This is a genomic window from Limnohabitans sp. (assembly GCF_046052825.1).
Classification (GTDB): domain Bacteria; phylum Pseudomonadota; class Gammaproteobacteria; order Burkholderiales; family Burkholderiaceae_C; genus Limnohabitans.
Window position 1 is genome coordinate 1 of the sequence record NZ_JAVLFP010000067.1, and the last position, 17,302, is coordinate 17,302.

The following is a 17,302-nucleotide window of genomic DNA, read 5'->3' on the forward strand; positions in this document are numbered from 1 at the left end:
ACCATGGAAGCCCGCTTGTACGAGGAAGCCGACATTCCTTGGGATGAGCTGGCCTTTAAAACCGTGGCCGAAACACTGCAACGCTTCTTTGAAGACCGCCGCAGCGGGCGGTTTGGGTTTCACGACCTCGCCATCCCCTAAAGCGCTTAAATCTCTAAAGCGTCTGGAAGCCAAGGTTTCCAGCCCATCTCCGCCGCTGGCTGGCTGCTTACATGAGATACTTATGCGCAAATTAATAGCCTCAAAAAACCAGCTTTAACGCACATGAACTCCCCCAAAATTGACATCTACAACCACGTCATGCCCCCTAGCTACGTGGAATTGGTCAAAAAACACGGCAAAGAACCCGGAATGATCAAGCGCATGAGCAATTTGCGCATGCTCTGGGACATGGAAGCCCGCGCCAAAATGCTGGACGATTTTCCGGACGTCCAACAAGTCATTTCGCTGGCCGTGCCCTCGCCCGACATGCTGGGCGGCCCCGAGCAATCGCCTGAATTTGCCCGTGTGGCCAATGAAGGTATGGCCGCCATTTGCAAGCAATACCCCACCAAGTTTCCCTACTTTGTGGCGTCCTTGCCCATGAACAACCCAGCAGCGGCTCTGGAAGAAATGGACTTTGCCATCACCCAATTGGGCGCCAAAGGCATTCAAATCTTGACAAGCGTCAACGGCCGTCCGCTGGATGAGCCGGATATTTTTCCGATTTTTGAGCGCATCACCAACCACCACCGTATGCCGGTGTGGATGCACCCCACCCGCCCTGGCAGCCGCCCGGATTACCCCAACGAAGACAAATCCAAATACGAAATTTGGCAGGTGCTGGGTTGGCCGGTGGAAACCAGTGTGGCCATGTCGCGCATGGTGTTCTCTGGCTTGCTGGAGCGCTTGCCTAACCTGCGTTTGATCACCCACCACTGCGGCGGCATGCTGCCTTACTTCTCGGGCCGCGCCGAAACCCTGTGGGCCCAACTGGGCAGCCGCAGCGTCGACGGTTCAGAAGCCGATGTGCTCAAGCGCCTGTCCAAACCACCGATCGAGTATTTCAAAATGTTTTACGGCGACACGGTGCTCGGCGGCTCCAGCTCGGCGCTGCGCTGTGGCCTCGATTTCTTTGGTGCCGACAAAGTGGTGTTTGCCAGCGACTGTCCGTTCGACCCCGAAGAAGGCCCCATGTTCATCCGCGAAGGCATTCGGTCCATCGAAGACTTGAAACTCGACAAAGAAGACGCCCGCAAACTCTACTTTGGCAACGCCTACAAATTGCTGGGCTTGTCGCACCACGGTTGAGGAACCCCACACATGCAACCCAACTTGAACAAGCTCTTCAAAAAACTGTGGCTGGGCACCTCGATGGCCCTGGCCGCACTCTCAGTCCAAGCCTTTCCAGATCGCACCGTCACCCTGGTGGTGCCGTTCACACCGGGCAGCGGCAGCGACATCATTGCGCGCATCATCGCGCCCAAGCTCAGTGAGCGTTGGAAGCAAGCGGTGATCGTGGACAACAAGCCGGGCGCCAGCGGCAACATTGGGGCCGAAGCCGCAGCCAAAGCCGCGCCCGATGGCCACACCTTGTTAATGGCCATCAACACCTTCACCATGGCACCCAATTTGTACAAGAAGGTGCCCTTTGACCCGACCACCGACTTCACCCCCATCATGAAAATGGCGGTGGCCAACTTTGCCATCGTGGTCCATCCCAGCATGGCCGCAGCCGATTTACCCGGCGTGATTGCGCTGGCCAAAGCCAAACCCGGACAAATCAACTTTGGCTCTCCCGGCAACGGCACGCCCCACCATTTGGCGATGGAGTTGATGAAGCAGCAACTTGGCTTTGACATGCTGCATGTGCCCTACCGCGGCATCAGCAACGCCACCACCGACTTGATCGGCGGCCAAGTCCAGCTCATGTTCGCCAGCGTGCACTCCATGCTGCCGCATGTGCGCTCAGGGCGCTTGCGCATGCTGGCCTCCACCGGCGCCACCCGCTCGGCCGTGACCCCCAATGTGCCGGTGTTTCGTGAATACGGCATCGAGTTCATGGACGCGGTCGACGCTTGGTATGCCGTGCTGGCCCCCGCCAAAACATCGCCCGAGTTGGTCAAAGCCCTGCACCGCGACGTCAGCGCTGTGCTGGCCTTGCCCGAGGTCAAAGAGCAAATGGCGGTGCAAGGCTTGACCATCCAAACCAGCACGCCCGAGCAATTGGGCAGCTTGGTTCAGGCCGATTACCTGCGTTGGAAAAAAACCATCGCTGACGCCAAAATACAAGTGGACTGAGCCCACATTTCAACCACGATCACAACAGGAGACCCCACCATGCAACGCCGACACATCCTCACCGCACTCGCCGCCAGCGCCGGTGCTGCCAGCCTGCCCACCTGGGCGCAATCTTTGGGCTATCCCAACCGCCCCATCAAGATGATCGTGCCCTTTGCCGCAGGCATTTCGCCCGATGTGGTGGCGCGCTTGATTGGCGACAAACTGGGCACAGCGCTGGGTCAACCGGTGGTGATCGACAACCGGCCCGGTGCCGGCGGCATGATCGGCGCTGAAGCCGCCGTCAACAGCCCGGCTGACGGTTACAACCTGTTGTTCAGCGTCAAGGCCGTGCATGCCATCGCACCGAACGTCTACAAAAGCGCCAAGTACAACCCACCGCGCGACTTCAAAGCCGTGAGCCAAATTTTGTTGGTGCCCCATGTGCTGACGGCCGCCCCCAACGCCCCCTTCAACACCATGGCCGAGTTGGTGGCCTACGCCAAAGCCAACCCCGGCAAAGTCGATTACGCCTCCCTCGGCATTGGCTCGCAACCCCACGTGGCGATGGAGGCCTGGGCCCAACGCTTGGGCATCAAGCTCAACCACATCCCTTACAAAACCAACCCTTCGCCCGATGTGATGAGCGGTGTGGTGAGCCTCTCCATCGAAGCCTCGACCACCGCCATTCCGCTGATCACCTCAGGCAAGGTCAAAGGCTTGGCCATCTCAGGGGCCGAGCGCATCGCCAGCATCCCGAATGTGCCCACCATGACCGAGTTCGGCGCCAACCTCGACGTCAATGGTGTGATTGGCAGTTCATGGCACGGCATCTTTGTGCCCACGGGCACGCCCGATGACATCGTGGCCAAGCTCAACACCGAGATCGTCAAAATTGTGAAGCTGCCCGAAATTCAAGCCCGCATGCGCGCCCTGGGTCTGACACCCACCGGCACCACGGCCGCCGCCATGGCGTCGGTTGCCGCAGCGGACTACGCGTTTTGGGGCCAGATGGTGCGCGAGTTCGACATCAAGGTGGAATGACACAAACGTCACACACCACCACACGACACAACGCACCACGTCGCATCCAACGTCATAGGTGGCAGGCATAATTTCAAGCATGTCTGCCGCCATCCTTGACCGTCTCAGTTTCGGCGCCCAGCGCGCCGACCTCCACGCACTTGAAAAAAACGGCATCCAAGCTTGGATTGAGTCCCAACTCCACCCCACACGCGATGACCCTGTGCTTGTGCAAGCACTCGATGCAGCGGTGCTCAAAATCAGCTACGGCGCGGGTGCCGACTATGCCGCGCTCAATGAAAACCGGCCGCTGAACCTGCTCAAGCAGCCCTTGCCTGAGTTGTGGAAACTCACCGACAACCAAACCAAAATGGCCTATGAAGAGCGCGTGCGTCCGCTGCGCGAACTCATGGCTTCGCGCCTCTTGCACGCGACCCACAGCCAGTGGCAGGTCAAAGAACTGATGGTGGACTTTTGGCTCGACCACTTCAACGTGCATGCAGGCGACGCCTCTGTGGCCGTGGCCATGCCCACCTTCGAGCGCGATGCCATCCGCCGTCATGCCTTGGGCAACTTCGCAGACCTGTTGGAGTCGGTTTCCACCAGCACGCCCATGTTGATTTACCTCAACAACCGCAACTCACGCACGGGTGCACCGAATGAGAACTTCGCCCGCGAGCTCTTTGAGCTGCACACCTTGGGCAAACAGCATTACCTCAATGGCCTGTATGCCAAGTGGCGCGAGGTGCCGGGTGCGCTGCAAGGCGCGCCCGAGGGCTACATCGACCAAGACGTGTACGAAGCCGCGCGGGCTTTCACGGGTTGGGTGATCGAGGATGGACGGGGTCTGGGTGGGGGACAGTCCTTGCCCAGAACCGGCCAATTTGTGTATCTGGATGCCTGGCACGACCCCTACCAAAAACGCATCCTGGCGCAAGACTTTGACCCCTTCGCCGCCCCCATGTCAGACGGCAAACGCGTGCTGGAGATGTTGGTCAAGCACCCAGGCACGGCCCTTCACCTGTGCGAAAAACTCTGCCGCCGCTTTGTCAGTGACACACCACCTGCCAGCTTGGTCAACGCCAGCGCCAAAGTCTGGGCCGACAACAGCCGGCATCCCCAGCAGATCGCTCGCGTGTTGGCACACATCTTTGCATCGGCTGAATTCAAGCAAGCGGTCCTTCAACCCACGCACAGAAAACTCAAACGTCCGCTGGAATTGGTCGTCAGCTTGGTGCGCAAACTCGAACTGCCCTTGGCACCCTCGATGGGTTTAGTCAACGAAATTTCCTCTGCCGGACAACGTTTGTACATGTGGCCCACGCCCGATGGCCACCCCGACGTCAGCAGCTACTGGCTCACCCCGCACACCATGCGCCGGCGCTGGATGCTGGCCATGGGGGTGCTGGAGAACTGGTGGGGCACAGGGCTAGTCACACCCCAACAGCTCAGCCAAGGCATGCAGCAGCCGGTCAACGAAAACACCTTGCTGGCCCACCATGCGCAACGACTGCTTGGCAAGCAGGCTGCATCAGCCGTGACCCACCAGATCTTGTCGGCCCAGGGTTCAGCGCCCAAAGGTTTGATCAGCGCAGCGTCCGACGAATGGGCCAGCGTGCGTCGCAACCTGGCCTACATGGCCATGAGCCCAGCCTTTCAATGGAAATAGAACAAGGCACCCAACATGCAACGCCGTGAACTTCTCAAAGCCCTGGGCTGCACAGGTCTGGCCAGTGCCAGCGCACTTCGCAGCGTGAGCTTTGCGGCTCAGCCCCGCAGCACTCTGGTGGTGGTGTTTCTTCGGGGCGGCGCAGACAGCTTGCACATGGCCGCGCCTGTGAACGACCGCAACTATGTGGCCAACCGGCCCATCAACTTGCGCATCACCGATGGCGGAGAAAACCCGGGTCTGCGTTTACCCAAAGAATTTGCAGCGCAACAAGACTGCCGCATCCACCCAGCCGCCGCGCCCTTGCTGGACTTGTTCCAAAGCGGACACGCCCAGCTGTTGCACGCCTGCGGCTTGGCCAACGCCACACGCAGCCACTTTGTGGCACAAGAAATTTTGGAGTCCGGTGCTCAAAGTCAAGACCGCCTTCAGGCTGCTACTCCTGGCTGGATAGCTCCCTTTGTTCGTCCCTCCGCGACTGGCAAAAGCGTTGACTTTGTGGCTACCTCAGCAGGACAAATGCGCAGCCTCAAGGGTTTGACTTCGGGTATGAGTTTGGTGGGCGAATTGCGCAATGGGCTCAACCTTCCCGGCGATGCAGCTGGCAAATCCGTGCTCGAGGCCCTCTATGCCAACAGCACCTCCAATGCTGGCGTAGACCTTGTCCGTCAAGTGGGCCAGCAAACCTTGCAACAGCTCAGCTTGGTCGACAGCAAAGCCACCCGCATCGATGGCCGCATCGCCCCCTACTCAGCGCCCAAGGGCGTGAACTACAACACAGAAAACCACGATTGGCATCACGCCGTACAAACCGTGGCGCAACTGATTCGCATGGATGTGGGCCTTCAAGTCGCCTGCCTGGACTTGGGGAGTTGGGACACCCACGAAAACCAAAGCGGCAAGATCAACAACCTGGTGCGACAGTGGTCCACCAACCTGCGCGCCTTGTTCGACGACGTGCAAGCGGCGGGCAAGCACACCACCATCGTGGTGGTCAGCGAGTTCGGTCGGCGTCTGCGAGCCAACGCCAGCGGCGGCACCGACCACGGCCACGCGGGCATTGTCTGGGTCTTGGACACACAAGCACGTGGCCTCTTGCCCCCCACCCTGTGGCCCGGTCTTGCCACCGAGCAACTGGACCAAGGCATGGACCTCCAACACACACGGGATGTCAAGCAAGTGCTGGCCGATTTGGCCAAGCGCGTCCTGGCCTCATAAGCCTCAGTCGTGGGCTCCCTTATCAAGGCCTGAGACAACCCAAGAACACTGTATGCTTGGACGCCATGCTTTGTGCTTGTAAAACTAAACGGATTCTTCTTGCCAAAAGATATTGGCTTCTTAACATCGGAGTTTGATATGGATCGGATTACTTTAGAACCAGGCAAACGCGGTGGCAGACCTTGCATCAGAGGACTGCGGATATCTGTCTATGACGTTTTGTCAATGCTTTCTGGAGGGATGTCTCAGCAGGAGGTTCTGGATGACTTTCCTGAACTAACACAAGAGGATATCTTGGCTGTTTTAGCTTACGCCGCTGATCGTGAACATCAAGTTTCTTCCTTTATGGTGCAATGAAGCTGTTACTTGACGAAAACCTTTCTCGTCGACTCGTGCCCTTTTTGCAGCACGACTTCCCAGGCACATCCCAAGTCACGTTGCTGGGATTGGAATCCGCGTCGAACCGATTTCACAAAGCCTGAGGGCTAACCCAAACGCGAATGACTCGCCCACTGCGCGCCGTGACGCTCACAAAACAAGGTGCCCACACGCGCTTGCACTTGCACTCCAACGGCACGTGCCTCTTGCGCCGTGAGGCCGCTGCTGTAGGGAAAGGTGTCGAGCATCACGCGGTGTTGCCCCAACACGTGCAGCGCCTCGCGGTGGTTGGCTGGCGTGACAAACTCGACCAGCGACTCATCCAAATACTTCAACACCTGCACGCGTGCTTGCGGGTACTTGAACTGTTGGTGCACAAAACACTTGCGACCCGGCAGGGTTTGCAGGTGCTGCAAAAAAGCACGCGACAACTTGGCTGGGTTTGAAAAAATCACCGGCACATCACGCTTGTGCGAGGGCGCAGGCGGCAAGTAATCCGGCGGGGTGTAGGTGGCGTAGCCTCCCGGAATTTGCACCAACGGCTCCGTGAAGAAATGCTGCAAGTGCGCAGGCGACTGCCAGTCGTCCCCGATCCAGCCATCGAAACTTTGCAAGCCCGTGGTCACACTTTGCCCACCCACCCACTTGAACATCTGCGGTACCGGTTTGACCGACAATGCCTTGAGCGCCACCGGGTCCATCCAGCCGCCGAGGTCGTACAACACATCCAAGTCGGCTCGGTACAGCCGCTCAGCCAAGGCCAGTGCGTCCATCTCTTGCACGTCATGCCACTCGTGGGCCAAGCCCCTGAAGGTGGCGTTGGCCCAATCGTTTTGGTGCCCCCGGTTGAACACCACCAACTCACAGCCGCGCGCCAGTTGTTTCCAAGCCGCAATCGTCAAAAAGAACACCGGCGAGGCGCACAGCAAGGGCGAGATCATGGCCACTCGGGGCCTCAAGCGCCCAGAGCTCGGCCGCCATGCAGCGTCGCTGGGCAGTGGCAAGTGGCTGCGCCCCATGGGGTGGTGTGCGGGCAAGAACTGCAAGGCCTCATCCCCCAGTTGCAATGACCGGGCTGAGAAATCCATCACCGCCTGGTTGTGCACCTCGGCCGAGGTGTCGCGGTCATACAAACCTGCCATGAGTGTCGTTAACTCGGCATCTTCCCCGTGTTCACTCGATCCCAGCAGAGGCTTGACCAAGGCCACGGCGGTGAGCGGCTGGCCAAAGGTGTTCATGTACAAATCAGCCAGTGCCACACGGGCTGGCGCGTTGTGAGGGTCGCCTCGCAACACGGCCTTGAAACTCTCGTCAGCTTGGGTCAAGTTGCCGATCAACTTGTGCGCCTTGCCCATCACCAAGTGACTTTGCCAAAGCGAAGGTGACAGGGCCAGTGCCCGGCGGCACGCATCCAGCACCACCTCACCTTGGCCCAACGCCAAGGCACACACGCCGAGGTTGTGCCAAGCCCCTGCGTTATCGGTTTGAAGTTGAACAGCCCGTCCAAAGAACGCTAAGCCGCGCTCCCATTGAGCTTGCGCCATCGCTTGCTGACCTGCACGCAGCAAGGCTTCTGCTTCTGCCCCTGGGTTGTTTTCAGACATGGGTCAAGCTCAGTGGATGACCTTGGGGTCCGCACTGACCGTAGGGGCTGACACCCCAGCGTCATCATTCCGTGGCAACGACCTTTGGGTGCCCAAGTCCCAAGCCGCCTTGTGCTCGATGGTCTCCAACAACACACGCAATTGACCCACCATCTGCTCGGTCAGTTGCATGGTCAACACCTGCCCCCGTTGCAGCTCAAACTCTAGCGCGCTGTGGGTCTTGTCCAAAGTAAAGCGCACCCGCTTGACCAACACGGGCTCGGCACCTAAAGGAAACTGCGTCGCAGGCGTGAAGGTGGTGAATTTTGCACTTTGAGCCTGCGTTTGCTGCTTGAACTCGGCAATCGCTTTGGCCTGCTCGGGAGGATGTTCACGCGCCACCACGGCCACCGCCGCCTGCGCGCCTAAGGTCAACAGGTCACGCACGATGGCGCGGGTGAGCCACAAACGAAACTCCTGCGACTTGGTGGTGTTGAACCGAAACAACACCCGATCTTCGTCCCCCACATACGACGCGTTGAACTGCGTGATGCTCATGCAAACATTCCCAACAAATCGGGGTCGCGCACACGCCCGCCAAAACCGTCCTGTGCGCGTTGACGGAACAAGCTGCGATCTTGGCCATCCACAGCGGCGGCATCCTTGCCCCAGTCCACCTCCAACAACACACTGTTGGGCTCATACACATAACCCTTGGCCGCAAGCGCCAACACGGTCAACTCAGTGTCGGCGTAGTGGCGTGCGTAACCCGAATGAAAAAAACCACCTGGCCCGATTGGATAGTTGCTCGCAGCCCACGCGCGACTGGCCAGTCCAAACGACGCCAGTGCGCCTTGCCACTTGCCATCGTTGAAGCCCAACAACACACCACGCTGTCGGTGCAGGGCCTGCAAGCCCAGCCCCAACCACTCACGGCCGGCAAAAGCATCTTGCGCCATGTACCCAAACCAGGCACTGCGGCTTGCGGCAAAAGCTTGATTGGCAATGGCAACAAAGCCCTCTTCACGCACATCATGCACAGCAAGCACCAAGCCCTTGGCCATGGCACGTGCAGCGGCAAGTTCACCGGCGCGTGTGGCCTGCTCGACATCGGTACACGGCAGCACCATCAACGGGCCATCCACCGCCCAGATGCGCTGGGTGAGTTGCGACGACTCCACCAGCTCGAAGTCCATCACACAAATCGAACTTCAGTTGGGGTAATGGCCCGCAGATACTGGTCGCACCAAGCCTTGGTGTTGGTTTGGCTCAAATACAAATTGCGGTAATTGACCCAGCAGGCTGCCAGCCAGGCGGACTGGGTGCGGTGCGCGACATCTTTCATTTCGCGCAGCAACTTCAGGTGCACATTGAGCTCGCGCTCACGTTCAGGCAGGGCAATCTTGTAACCCTTCAAGTCCTTGCCCTCGGTGCGCATGAAAAGCCCAAACAAGCGCTCCACGATGAAGGGCACATAAGTGGCACCGCCATGCAAGCCCTTGTCATCGGCCACCTTGGAGTGCAGCACATCACGCACAGCGGGCGGGAGTTTCTTGTCCGCCGTCACCAGCACCTTGCGCACAAAGGGAATGAACCGCGCCCAGAAGTTAGGCGTCGCCACAAAGTAATTGGCCGAAGAGTAAATACTTGACGGATGAACGGCGGTGATCTCTTTTTCGTCCAACCCCGCTGCTTGGAAAAACGCTTTTGTGATTTCTAAAAAGTTGGGGTGTGAGGTCTCACCTTGGAGCCACATGTTGTGAAAAATGGCTTCGTTGTGGGTGTGGGGGTTGCAAAAATAAACGTCGTACCCTGGGTGGTCCACGATCTGTTTCACCCAATCGCTGCCCAGCATGCCCGTCTTTTCACCAAAGCGCCAAGACAAGGCGCCCCACAACGTGGCCCCCTGCGTGGCGGCATTTTTTTGCAACTGATCAAACACGGCAAACTCCATCAACTCTGAAGAGCCGCGGCTGTTGTCCAGTGGATAAAAAGCGGGGTCTAACAACTCGCGCTGCCAACCCTCGAAATAGATTTGAAAAATACGAATGGGTGAATTCAAAGCCCTGGGGGGTTGCTTGGCCAAGTTGCTCTCAAGCTTGGACTCGACCGCCGGGGTGCTGGCCTTCTGTTGCGCAACAGCGTTACCGGCTTTCTTAGCAGCGACAGGCGCTGGTGCGACGGCAACAGGCGTTGGCGCAGCCACAGGGGCCGCTCTTTTGAGAGGTCGAACCTTGCTGCCTGCAGGAGGCTGAACCACTTTTTTTTCTGTCTGCATCGGTGCAGCGGTTGGTGCTGGCGAGGGTTTCAAAGCCTTGGTGTCTTTGATTGGCTTTGTCGTCACCAACTTGGCGGGTGCTTTGCCAGCACTTTTCGAGACCACTTGCGAAGTTGCTTTTGGAGCAGCCGTTTTTTTGGCAGCAGCCGATTTAGATTTAGACGTAGCCAAGGGGTTCACTCCAGAATAGTTCAAGCGTAGTTTAATGCGCCTATGAAGAAAATTTTCGTTGTCTGTTTCACGTTCATTGGCCTCGTTTGCAGCCATCATGGGGGCAACGCACAAACTCCAGTGCCGCCCAGCACACCGATGCAAGTCTCTGTTGGCACAGGGTTTGTGGTGGCCGAGGGTTACCTCTTAACAGCCCAGCATGTGCTGCGCGGTCAAGACAGCATCTGGGTGGGCCCCCTGGAAGGTCGCAAGTGGGTTCGTGCCCAAGTGGTGAAATTTGACAACCAGCTCGACTTGGCCTTGATCAGCGCCAAGGTCAGCGCCGCCCCGCTGAGCTTTGCGGCTTGGTCGGAGGTGCCAACCGGCCTCGAAGTCACCGCCATTGGCTACCCGCAGCCGCGCTTACAAGGCCTGAGCAAAAAAATCACACAAGGCCTCATCAACGGCAACCGCAGCGACCGCAACGAGAGCTTTGACGCAGGCTTTTTTCAGTTCAGCGCCGAAGTACAAATTGGCAACTCTGGCGGCCCCGTGCTCTCGCCCGACGGATTGGTCGTGGGCATGGTTCAGAAAAAACTCAATGCGCTCGATGTGGCTGAGCGCACCAAAGACCTGCCCGTGAACGTGAGTTATGGCCTGAAGTCTTCTGAGATCTTGGGGTTTTTAAAAGACACCCCCGTTGAGCCCAGCGTCAAGAGCCTGTCACTCACCACCAACCTGCGGCCCTACCAAATCTTCTCCTTCAAGCAGGGCTCGGTGTTTGCAGTGGTGGGTCGTAAAACCAACACAACACCAGAGCCAGCCCAACCCTAAAGCTGTTGCTTGTTCTTCAGCGTGGCATTGCGTTCACACGGATCGTCTGGCGATCTGAAACTCACAAGCCCGCGCGCTTGAAGCGCGAACTCTGCTGAGGCACGTCTCAGTCCTGGCCAAACAAGTCCCGTGTGTAAACCTTGCTCGCCACATCCGCCAAGTCAGGGGTTTGGCGGTTGGCCACAATCACATCGGCTTGTTGTTTGAACTCTTCAAGATCGGTCACCACACGTGAGCCAAAAAAGTGGCTCTCGGTCAACACCGGCTCGTAGACCACCACCTCAATGCCCTTGGCCTTCAAGCGCTTCATGATGCCTTGCACGCTGCTGGCCCTGAAGTTGTCTGAGCCCGCCTTCATGATCAAGCGGTAAATGCCCACCACCTTGGGCTGGCGCTTCAAGATGTCCAGCGCCACAAAGTCTTTGCGGGTGCTGTTGGCGTCCACGATGGCGCGGATCAAGTTCTGCGGCACCTCTTGGTAATTGGCCAGCAGCTGCTTGGTGTCCTTGGGCAAACAATAGCCTCCGTAACCAAACGAGGGGTTGTTGTAGTGGCTGCCAATGCGTGGGTCCAAACACACGCCGTCGATGATCTGTCGCGTGTCCAAGCCAATGGACGAGGCGTAGCTGTCGAGCTCATTGAAATACGCCACCCGCATCGCCAGGTAGGTGTTGGCAAACAACTTGATCGCCTCGGCCTCGGTGCTCTCGGTCAACAACACTTGCACGTTTTGTTTGATGGCGCCTTGCTGCAACAAAGAGGCAAACACCTGTGCACGCTCTGAGCGCTCGCCCACCACAATGCGGCTGGGGTGCAAGTTGTCGTACAGCGCACGACCCTCGCGTAAAAACTCGGGTGAGAACAAGATGTTGGTCACGCCAAACTTCTCGTGCATGCTGGCCGTGAAGCCCACGGGCACAGTGGACTTGATCACCATCACCGCCTGGGGGTTGATGGCCAAGACATCGGCAATCACCGACTCCACCGATTTGGTGTTGAAGTAATTGGTCTGCGGGTCGTAGTCGGTCGGGGTGGCAATCACCACAAAGTCGGCCCCTGTGTAGGCCTCATGCTTGTCCAAGGTCGCTTTGAAATTGAGCGTCTTGTGTGTGAGGTAGTCCTGCATCTCGACGTCTTCAATGGGGAGGTGCTTTTGGTTGATCAAGTCCACCTTGGCCGCCACCACATCGAGTGCCACCACCTCGTGGTGCTGGGCTAACAAAATGCCATTGGACAAGCCGACATAGCCCGTACCTGCGATTGCGATTTTCATAAAAAAACTTTCTGATCAATGTGGAGGGACTTCAATGGGTGTCACCAGAAATGGAAATAAAAAACGAGGAGAGTGTCACAAGAACGGTTGAGCGATCCGTCACCTTGAACTCAAGCAAGGCATTGTGCAGTTTGGCAATTTCAAGGCACAGGCTCAAACCCAGCCCCGCACCTGGAATGCCTTTGCCGTCCAAGCTGTCGGCTCGATAGAAACGCTCAAACGCCGATACCTGGAGGTCAGCTGTGATGAACGGCGAAGGGTTTTCAATCGAAAAGCGAATCACATCGTTGGATTTGGTCAGTCGCACATCGATCCATCCCCCTGCGTCATTGTATTTCGACGCATTTTCGAAAAGATTGCTGAACAGCAAACGCAGCAAGGCCGGGTCACACTTCCAATAGACACCTGGCTCGATGGTGACGGTTGTTTTCAGGGGTTGGCCATTCGCCCCCGCCTCTCCAATCCAGTACTGCAAGGAGTCGCTCAGGCAGATCTCCTTGAACGTGGGGGCCACCATCTGAGCGTCGGCCCTGGACAACAGCAAGAGCTTTTCCGACATCTGAACCATCTGCTCAATCTCGTGACTGATTTTCACAGCCAGCGCCTGTTCTGGTGAGCCAGGCGACATCATGCTTGCCAGTGCCTGTGCGTCCTCTCTTGAGGTCGACAAGGGCAACTTGATCTCTCGTGCCACATCGCCAGAAAATCTTTTGGCCTTGACAAAGCTCTCAGCCAAGCGCAAGCGCATGCCATCCAGATACAAAGCAATCTTTGAAAACTCGCGAAAAGGCGTGGCAATAGGGAGCGCGCTGTCCAAGGTCTTTTCGTCGATCGCGTTGAGCAAGTGTTCAATGTCACGGACAGGGCGCATCAACAGCCTGAACATGTAGTAAGACATCAACAAAATTGCGACAACAATCAACGGCAAAGAATAAAGCGTTGTCTTGTCACGGATACGCCAAACCTGGCGCATCACCTCAAGGGAGCCAGACGCGGGATAGACCACCATGCGCCCCTCTTTGTCGTTGACAGCCCTCACCGCAAACCAGTCATCGTCAGCAAAAGTGAGCGTTGCCAACTGCAATGAGCCGTCCAGCTGATCCGACTCGCCCCATCTGACACCAGACGCTCTGAATGGTGCGCATGGCTCGCCAGACGAGCCCTGCTTGTTGGGGTCGCAGTAAGCGTAAAAGTCAGCGGCAACCTTGAGCAAATTGCCATGGTTCACTTGCGCCACACAGGCTTGAAAGTCTTTGGCCTCGACGCCTGGCCCTGCGCACTTGGTCAGCGCCTCGCCCATTTGGGCGTGCACCGAGTCTGTGATCTTGTCAACAACAATCCACTGAGCAGTCCATCGGTTCGCCACAACGATCAGCATGGTGATGGCAAACACCTGCGATATGAACTTCCACCTCAAGGATCTGTACAAAACTCACTCCAAAAAATTGGGTGCATTGTAGTTTGACGAGGAACGTGCTTGCCCAGCGAGAGTGGCCAGTCATCTTGCTTATCATGGCTGCATGTCAGCATCTTCCAAGGGTTTCAACCTCATCGGCTACGCCACCTCGCCCATGGGCTTGGGTGAAGACCTGCGGTCGTTTGCGGCCATGCTCAACTACCTTGAGATTCCGTTCTCCGTGACCGACATTCCCACCGATGTGCAAGGCCAAGTTCGCGTCAGTTGGCAGCAACTCACCACACAAGACTACGACACCAGCGTCTTCTTCATGTCCCCCATGGAGTGCCAAAAATTGGCAGACGTTCACCCGCAGCTCTTCAGTCAGCCCAAGCGCAAAGTAGGTTACTTTCTCTGGGAATTGCCCAACTTCCCCACCCAGCACATACCGGCCCTCAAGTTGGTCGACCACATCTGGTGCCCCACACGCTTTGTGCAGCAAACCTTCTTTTCGCAATCCCGTCAACTCACCCTCTCGCTGCCCCTGCCAGTGGTCCAGCACCCACCCACGGGACGCAACTTTCGCAAAGAACTCCAAGTCACAGCCAGGGCCTTTGTCTGCTTGTTCATGTTTGACCTGCACTCCACCGTTGCCCGCAAAAATCCGCAAGCGGTACTGCGCGTGTTCTTGAAGTTTGCCAGCACGCACCCCAGTGCCCATTTGTTTTTAAAAGTCAGCCGTTGGCAAAACATGGGCCCCAACGCCCTGGCGTGGATACCGCAACATCCGCGCATCAAAGTCATCAAAGACACCCTCAGCCCTGGGGAGCTCACCGACCTTTACCAAAGCGCCAACTGCTATCTGTCGCTGCACCGCAGCGAGGGCTTTGGTCGCACCTTGGTCGAAGCGCTGCAAAACGGTCTGCATGTGGTCAGCACCAACTTTTCGGGCCCACAAGATTTTTTAAACCCTGACAACGCGAACCTTGTGGACTGGGATCGCATGGAAGTTGCGGCCAATGAATACCCCTTCCTCAGCGAACCCAGTTGGTGGGCCGCCCCCAACGAAGACAGTGCGTTGCAACAACTCAAGCTTGCCAGAGAACGTTCAAAAAAAGGAAGCAATGTGCGTGGCCAGATGGATGGCGCTGCGTATGAGCACCAGGCTTTGGCCACCAAATACAGGCCTATTTTGAAAACGTATTTGAACTGACGATGGCCGAGCCCACCATGCCACCGCCACAGCTAAGTTGTGGCCACAAAAAAAGCGCGACACCGTGATGTCGCGCTTTTCAAAAATCTGTACCGCTTAAGCCGCTGGTGGCGCTGGACTCTTTGCGTCCACCTCGGTATTGGGCGCAGCGTTTTCTGCGGAAGTCGCTTGTCTGTGCGCCTCCACAATCTTTTTAGCCACCGTCAGCACCAGTTGCGCCTTGGGTGTTTGGTCTAAAAACTCTTTAGAAGCCAAGAAATCGACCAACAGTGCAGACGGAACAACGCCAACTCGAGCATCCACCACTTCCATAGACTCTGGCAAACGGCCCAAGAAAATCTTATAGGCGGCAATCACATCTTCACGCGTGGCCTTGATGGTGTCCATTTGGCCCAGTGCCTGTTGAACAGCCGCAGGGGTTGGATCAATCGCCGGTTGAGCTACTGGGTCTGTGGGTACCTCGACCAATGGCGCCAGCGGCTCAACATGCCTTTGGGCGGATGCTGGTGCTGGTGCTGGATCTTGTTCCGGCAACTCAGCAGCGGCGATCTCAACACGCGGTCCCGCCTTCACCACGGCAATGGGGTCTTTGACCTCGATATCTTCAACGATGGACTTTTTCTTAAAACCAAAAAAACTAAAAGCCATAAAACCTCTTTGAACCGTTAACTCAATGCGACAGCAGAGATAGAAAAATCTCGAATCATTTGATCGTTCACCACAAAATGGGTAATCAACATCGTGTTGTCTGCTGCACCCACTCGCTTGCCATCGGCATTGATGAAATACACATTGAACTTGAAGGTGTTTCGACCAGAAGGCGACACCAACGGATTGATCAGCCCCACGTTCACCACATTCCCCTGCTCTAACCTGAAAGTCTTTGCCTGGTGGTTATTCACCGAGAGCGTCATCTCAATGCTTTGAGCATCAAAGTCTGTGAGCAACCTGCCGCACACATAAAAATTGCAAGCAGTTTTTAAAAAATCGATACCAACCACAACCTCGCTCAACGCCAAAAAACTTCCCGCCTTAGGAACGGGCACAAGGCCGGATGCCTTGACGTTTTCAGGCCAGATGTCCTTCACAGTCGGTGTGCCAAGTTCTTTGGCCCAGCGCGCCTCTTCTCTCAGCAGTGCGGCCTCTGACATTGTCATCGCTGCAATGTGCGGCTTTGACTTGAAAGAAGATGTCAAGTCTCCATCGACATAACCCGCGTATTCAGTTTCGGGTTGACCTAACAGATCGATCCAGCATCTTGTCAACTGCAGCTTGATATCTTTGCGCCACTTGTGATAAAGATACTGGCTGTTTCTCTCGTTTTGCAAACTCACGCGGCTGCGGCTTAGGCTGACGTGGTGAAGAATTTTGCTGTCAGGCGCAACATAGATTTGCTTGCCGTTTGCCCGTACTTTCAAGCAAAGGTCAATGTCTTCGCAGCCGTTCACAAACACTTCATCAAACCCACCTGCTGCATCAAAGTCAGCACGACGCATCAGCATGCAGGCTCCCGTCACTGCATATACAGGTGTAGCCTTAGCATGCACGTCTAGAGGCTCCTGCAGATGCTCAAACTTTCCGCTAGGCATCAAAGCCACGCCCGCATGGTCCAGCACCTTTTCCACCGCGCGGTACTGCAAGTTGCCCACAATTCCTGCATTCAATTTTGGGTCTTCAAGCGCCGTCCACATGGGCTCAAACCAACCAGGCTGAAACACCAAATCGTTGTTCAACAAACCCAAGTAGCGCCCCTTCGCGCATCGAACCCCAAGGTTGTTGGTTTTGGCATAGCCAAAATTGCGTTCATTCAAAATAAATTGAATTCGCGCATCCGTCAGGCCACTCAACCAGTTGCGCGTCTCATCCGTGGAACCATCGTCTGCAAATATCACCTCGTAGTGCAAATCAAGCGGCAACGAAGCCACAAGAGAAGCCAACATTTCACGGGTTTGCTCCACATGGTTGAACAGTGGAACCACAAAACTAACCAGCGGGTCCGACATCAAAGTTCAACCATCAAGCTGCTGG

General features: G+C 56.8%; 17 protein-coding genes. 9 read left to right on the forward strand and 8 right to left on the reverse strand.

What is annotated here, in order from left to right; genetic code table 11:
* Positions 1-264 precede the first annotated feature (264 nt).
* The 7 genes from ACKWJN_RS11575 (at position 265) to ACKWJN_RS11605 (ending at position 6,651) form a co-directional block, all read left to right on the forward strand.
* The gene (locus ACKWJN_RS11575) at positions 265-1,290 is read left to right on the forward strand and encodes an amidohydrolase family protein (protein ID WP_408597061.1); all 1,026 of its coding nucleotides are present in this window, start codon (positions 265-267) and stop codon (positions 1,288-1,290) included.
* Between the two features lie 12 nt (positions 1,291-1,302).
* Positions 1,303-2,280: a Bug family tripartite tricarboxylate transporter substrate binding protein gene (locus tag ACKWJN_RS11580; RefSeq protein ID WP_408597063.1), complete on the forward strand. Its 978-nt coding sequence runs from the start codon at positions 1,303-1,305 to the stop codon at positions 2,278-2,280.
* 39 nt (positions 2,281-2,319) lie between these two features.
* Positions 2,320-3,303, forward strand: coding sequence for a Bug family tripartite tricarboxylate transporter substrate binding protein (locus ACKWJN_RS11585; RefSeq protein ID WP_408597065.1), 984 nt, complete (start codon positions 2,320-2,322; stop codon positions 3,301-3,303).
* A gap of 79 nt (positions 3,304-3,382) precedes the next feature.
* Positions 3,383-4,951, forward strand: coding sequence for a DUF1800 domain-containing protein (locus tag ACKWJN_RS11590; RefSeq protein WP_408597067.1), 1,569 nt, complete (start codon positions 3,383-3,385; stop codon positions 4,949-4,951).
* A gap of 15 nt (positions 4,952-4,966) precedes the next feature.
* Positions 4,967-6,169 carry a DUF1501 domain-containing protein gene (locus ACKWJN_RS11595; RefSeq protein ID WP_408597069.1) on the forward strand — a complete coding sequence of 401 codons (1,203 nt, stop codon included), beginning with the start codon at positions 4,967-4,969 and terminating at the stop codon, positions 6,167-6,169.
* 138 nt (positions 6,170-6,307) lie between these two features.
* Positions 6,308-6,526, forward strand: coding sequence for a DUF433 domain-containing protein (locus ACKWJN_RS11600; protein WP_408597115.1), 219 nt, complete (start codon positions 6,308-6,310; stop codon positions 6,524-6,526).
* Positions 6,523-6,651, forward strand: coding sequence for a DUF5615 family PIN-like protein (locus ACKWJN_RS11605; protein ID WP_408597071.1), 129 nt, complete (start codon positions 6,523-6,525; stop codon positions 6,649-6,651). Before ACKWJN_RS11600 ends, ACKWJN_RS11605 begins: the two co-directional genes overlap by 4 nt.
* Positions 6,652-6,654: 3 nt before the next feature.
* Here ACKWJN_RS11605 and ACKWJN_RS11610 read toward each other — a convergent pair whose 3' ends face one another.
* The 4 genes from ACKWJN_RS11610 to ACKWJN_RS11625 are packed head-to-tail and all read right to left on the reverse strand — an operon-like array spanning position 6,655 to position 10,336.
* The gene (locus tag ACKWJN_RS11610; protein WP_408597073.1) at positions 6,655-8,151 is read right to left on the reverse strand and encodes a hypothetical protein; all 1,497 of its coding nucleotides are present in this window, start codon (positions 8,149-8,151) and stop codon (positions 6,655-6,657) included.
* A 9-nt stretch (positions 8,152-8,160) separates the two neighbouring features.
* Entirely contained in the window at positions 8,161-8,688 is a 528-nt protein-coding gene (locus ACKWJN_RS11615; protein ID WP_408597074.1) for a hypothetical protein, read from the reverse strand.
* Positions 8,685-9,326, reverse strand: a complete 642-nt coding sequence (locus ACKWJN_RS11620; RefSeq protein WP_408597076.1) for a hypothetical protein — start codon at positions 9,324-9,326, stop codon at positions 8,685-8,687. Before ACKWJN_RS11620 ends, ACKWJN_RS11615 begins: the two co-directional genes overlap by 4 nt.
* Positions 9,326-10,336, reverse strand: coding sequence for a hypothetical protein (locus ACKWJN_RS11625; RefSeq protein WP_408597078.1), 1,011 nt, complete (start codon positions 10,334-10,336; stop codon positions 9,326-9,328). The genes ACKWJN_RS11620 and ACKWJN_RS11625 overlap by 1 nt, the downstream gene beginning before the upstream one ends.
* Positions 10,337-10,717: 381 nt before the next feature.
* Here ACKWJN_RS11625 and ACKWJN_RS11630 point away from each other — a divergent pair, with 381 nt between their 5' ends.
* Positions 10,718-11,392, forward strand: a complete 675-nt coding sequence (locus tag ACKWJN_RS11630; protein ID WP_408597080.1) for a serine protease — start codon at positions 10,718-10,720, stop codon at positions 11,390-11,392.
* Positions 11,393-11,498: 106 nt separating this feature from the next.
* Here ACKWJN_RS11630 and ACKWJN_RS11635 read toward each other — a convergent pair whose 3' ends face one another.
* Both ACKWJN_RS11635 and ACKWJN_RS11640 read right to left on the reverse strand, forming a co-directional pair.
* Positions 11,499-12,665: a nucleotide sugar dehydrogenase gene (locus ACKWJN_RS11635; RefSeq protein WP_408597082.1), complete on the reverse strand. Its 1,167-nt coding sequence runs from the start codon at positions 12,663-12,665 to the stop codon at positions 11,499-11,501.
* A gap of 31 nt (positions 12,666-12,696) precedes the next feature.
* Positions 12,697-14,043, reverse strand: a complete 1,347-nt coding sequence (locus ACKWJN_RS11640; RefSeq protein WP_408597084.1) for a sensor histidine kinase — start codon at positions 14,041-14,043, stop codon at positions 12,697-12,699.
* Between the two features lie 142 nt (positions 14,044-14,185).
* Between ACKWJN_RS11640 and ACKWJN_RS11645 the strand changes: the two genes are divergently transcribed.
* Complete coding sequence (locus ACKWJN_RS11645; protein WP_408597086.1) at positions 14,186-15,274, forward strand: glycosyltransferase; 1,089 nt, start codon at positions 14,186-14,188, stop codon at positions 15,272-15,274.
* Positions 15,275-15,370: 96 nt separating this feature from the next.
* On the opposite strand, the gene ACKWJN_RS11650 is transcribed toward ACKWJN_RS11645, so the two are convergent.
* Together ACKWJN_RS11650 and ACKWJN_RS11655 are read right to left on the reverse strand one after the other, a co-directional pair.
* Entirely contained in the window at positions 15,371-15,922 is a 552-nt protein-coding gene (locus tag ACKWJN_RS11650; RefSeq protein WP_408597088.1) for a hypothetical protein, read from the reverse strand.
* A 17-nt stretch (positions 15,923-15,939) separates the two neighbouring features.
* Positions 15,940-17,277: a glycosyltransferase family 2 protein gene (locus ACKWJN_RS11655; RefSeq protein WP_408597090.1), complete on the reverse strand. Its 1,338-nt coding sequence runs from the start codon at positions 17,275-17,277 to the stop codon at positions 15,940-15,942.
* Between the last annotated feature and the right edge of the window lie 25 nt (positions 17,278-17,302).

Bases quoted from the DNA above. Each gene is read 5' to 3' on its own strand.
- ACKWJN_RS11580 (WP_408597063.1), top strand. From the start codon at position 1,303: ATGCAACCCAACTTGAACAAGCTCTTCAAAAAACTGTGGCTGGGCACC.
- ACKWJN_RS11600 (WP_408597115.1), top strand. From the start codon at position 6,308: ATGGATCGGATTACTTTAGAACCAGGCAAACGCGGTGGCAGACCTTGC.
- ACKWJN_RS11635 (WP_408597082.1), bottom strand. From the start codon at position 12,665: ATGAAAATCGCAATCGCAGGTACGGGCTATGTCGGCTTGTCCAATGGC.
- ACKWJN_RS11645 (WP_408597086.1), top strand. From the start codon at position 14,186: ATGTCAGCATCTTCCAAGGGTTTCAACCTCATCGGCTACGCCACCTCG.
- ACKWJN_RS11650 (WP_408597088.1), bottom strand. From the start codon at position 15,922: ATGGCTTTTAGTTTTTTTGGTTTTAAGAAAAAGTCCATCGTTGAAGAT.
- ACKWJN_RS11640 (WP_408597084.1), bottom strand. From the start codon at position 14,043: ATGCTGATCGTTGTGGCGAACCGATGGACTGCTCAGTGGATTGTTGTT.
- ACKWJN_RS11615 (WP_408597074.1), bottom strand. From the start codon at position 8,688: ATGAGCATCACGCAGTTCAACGCGTCGTATGTGGGGGACGAAGATCGG.
- ACKWJN_RS11595 (WP_408597069.1), top strand. From the start codon at position 4,967: ATGCAACGCCGTGAACTTCTCAAAGCCCTGGGCTGCACAGGTCTGGCC.
- ACKWJN_RS11610 (WP_408597073.1), bottom strand. From the start codon at position 8,151: ATGTCTGAAAACAACCCAGGGGCAGAAGCAGAAGCCTTGCTGCGTGCA.
- ACKWJN_RS11655 (WP_408597090.1), bottom strand. From the start codon at position 17,277: ATGTCGGACCCGCTGGTTAGTTTTGTGGTTCCACTGTTCAACCATGTG.
- ACKWJN_RS11605 (WP_408597071.1), top strand. From the start codon at position 6,523: ATGAAGCTGTTACTTGACGAAAACCTTTCTCGTCGACTCGTGCCCTTT.
- ACKWJN_RS11630 (WP_408597080.1), top strand. From the start codon at position 10,718: ATGCAAGTCTCTGTTGGCACAGGGTTTGTGGTGGCCGAGGGTTACCTC.
- ACKWJN_RS11575 (WP_408597061.1), top strand. From the start codon at position 265: ATGAACTCCCCCAAAATTGACATCTACAACCACGTCATGCCCCCTAGC.
- ACKWJN_RS11620 (WP_408597076.1), bottom strand. From the start codon at position 9,326: ATGGACTTCGAGCTGGTGGAGTCGTCGCAACTCACCCAGCGCATCTGG.
- ACKWJN_RS11590 (WP_408597067.1), top strand. From the start codon at position 3,383: ATGTCTGCCGCCATCCTTGACCGTCTCAGTTTCGGCGCCCAGCGCGCC.
- ACKWJN_RS11585 (WP_408597065.1), top strand. From the start codon at position 2,320: ATGCAACGCCGACACATCCTCACCGCACTCGCCGCCAGCGCCGGTGCT.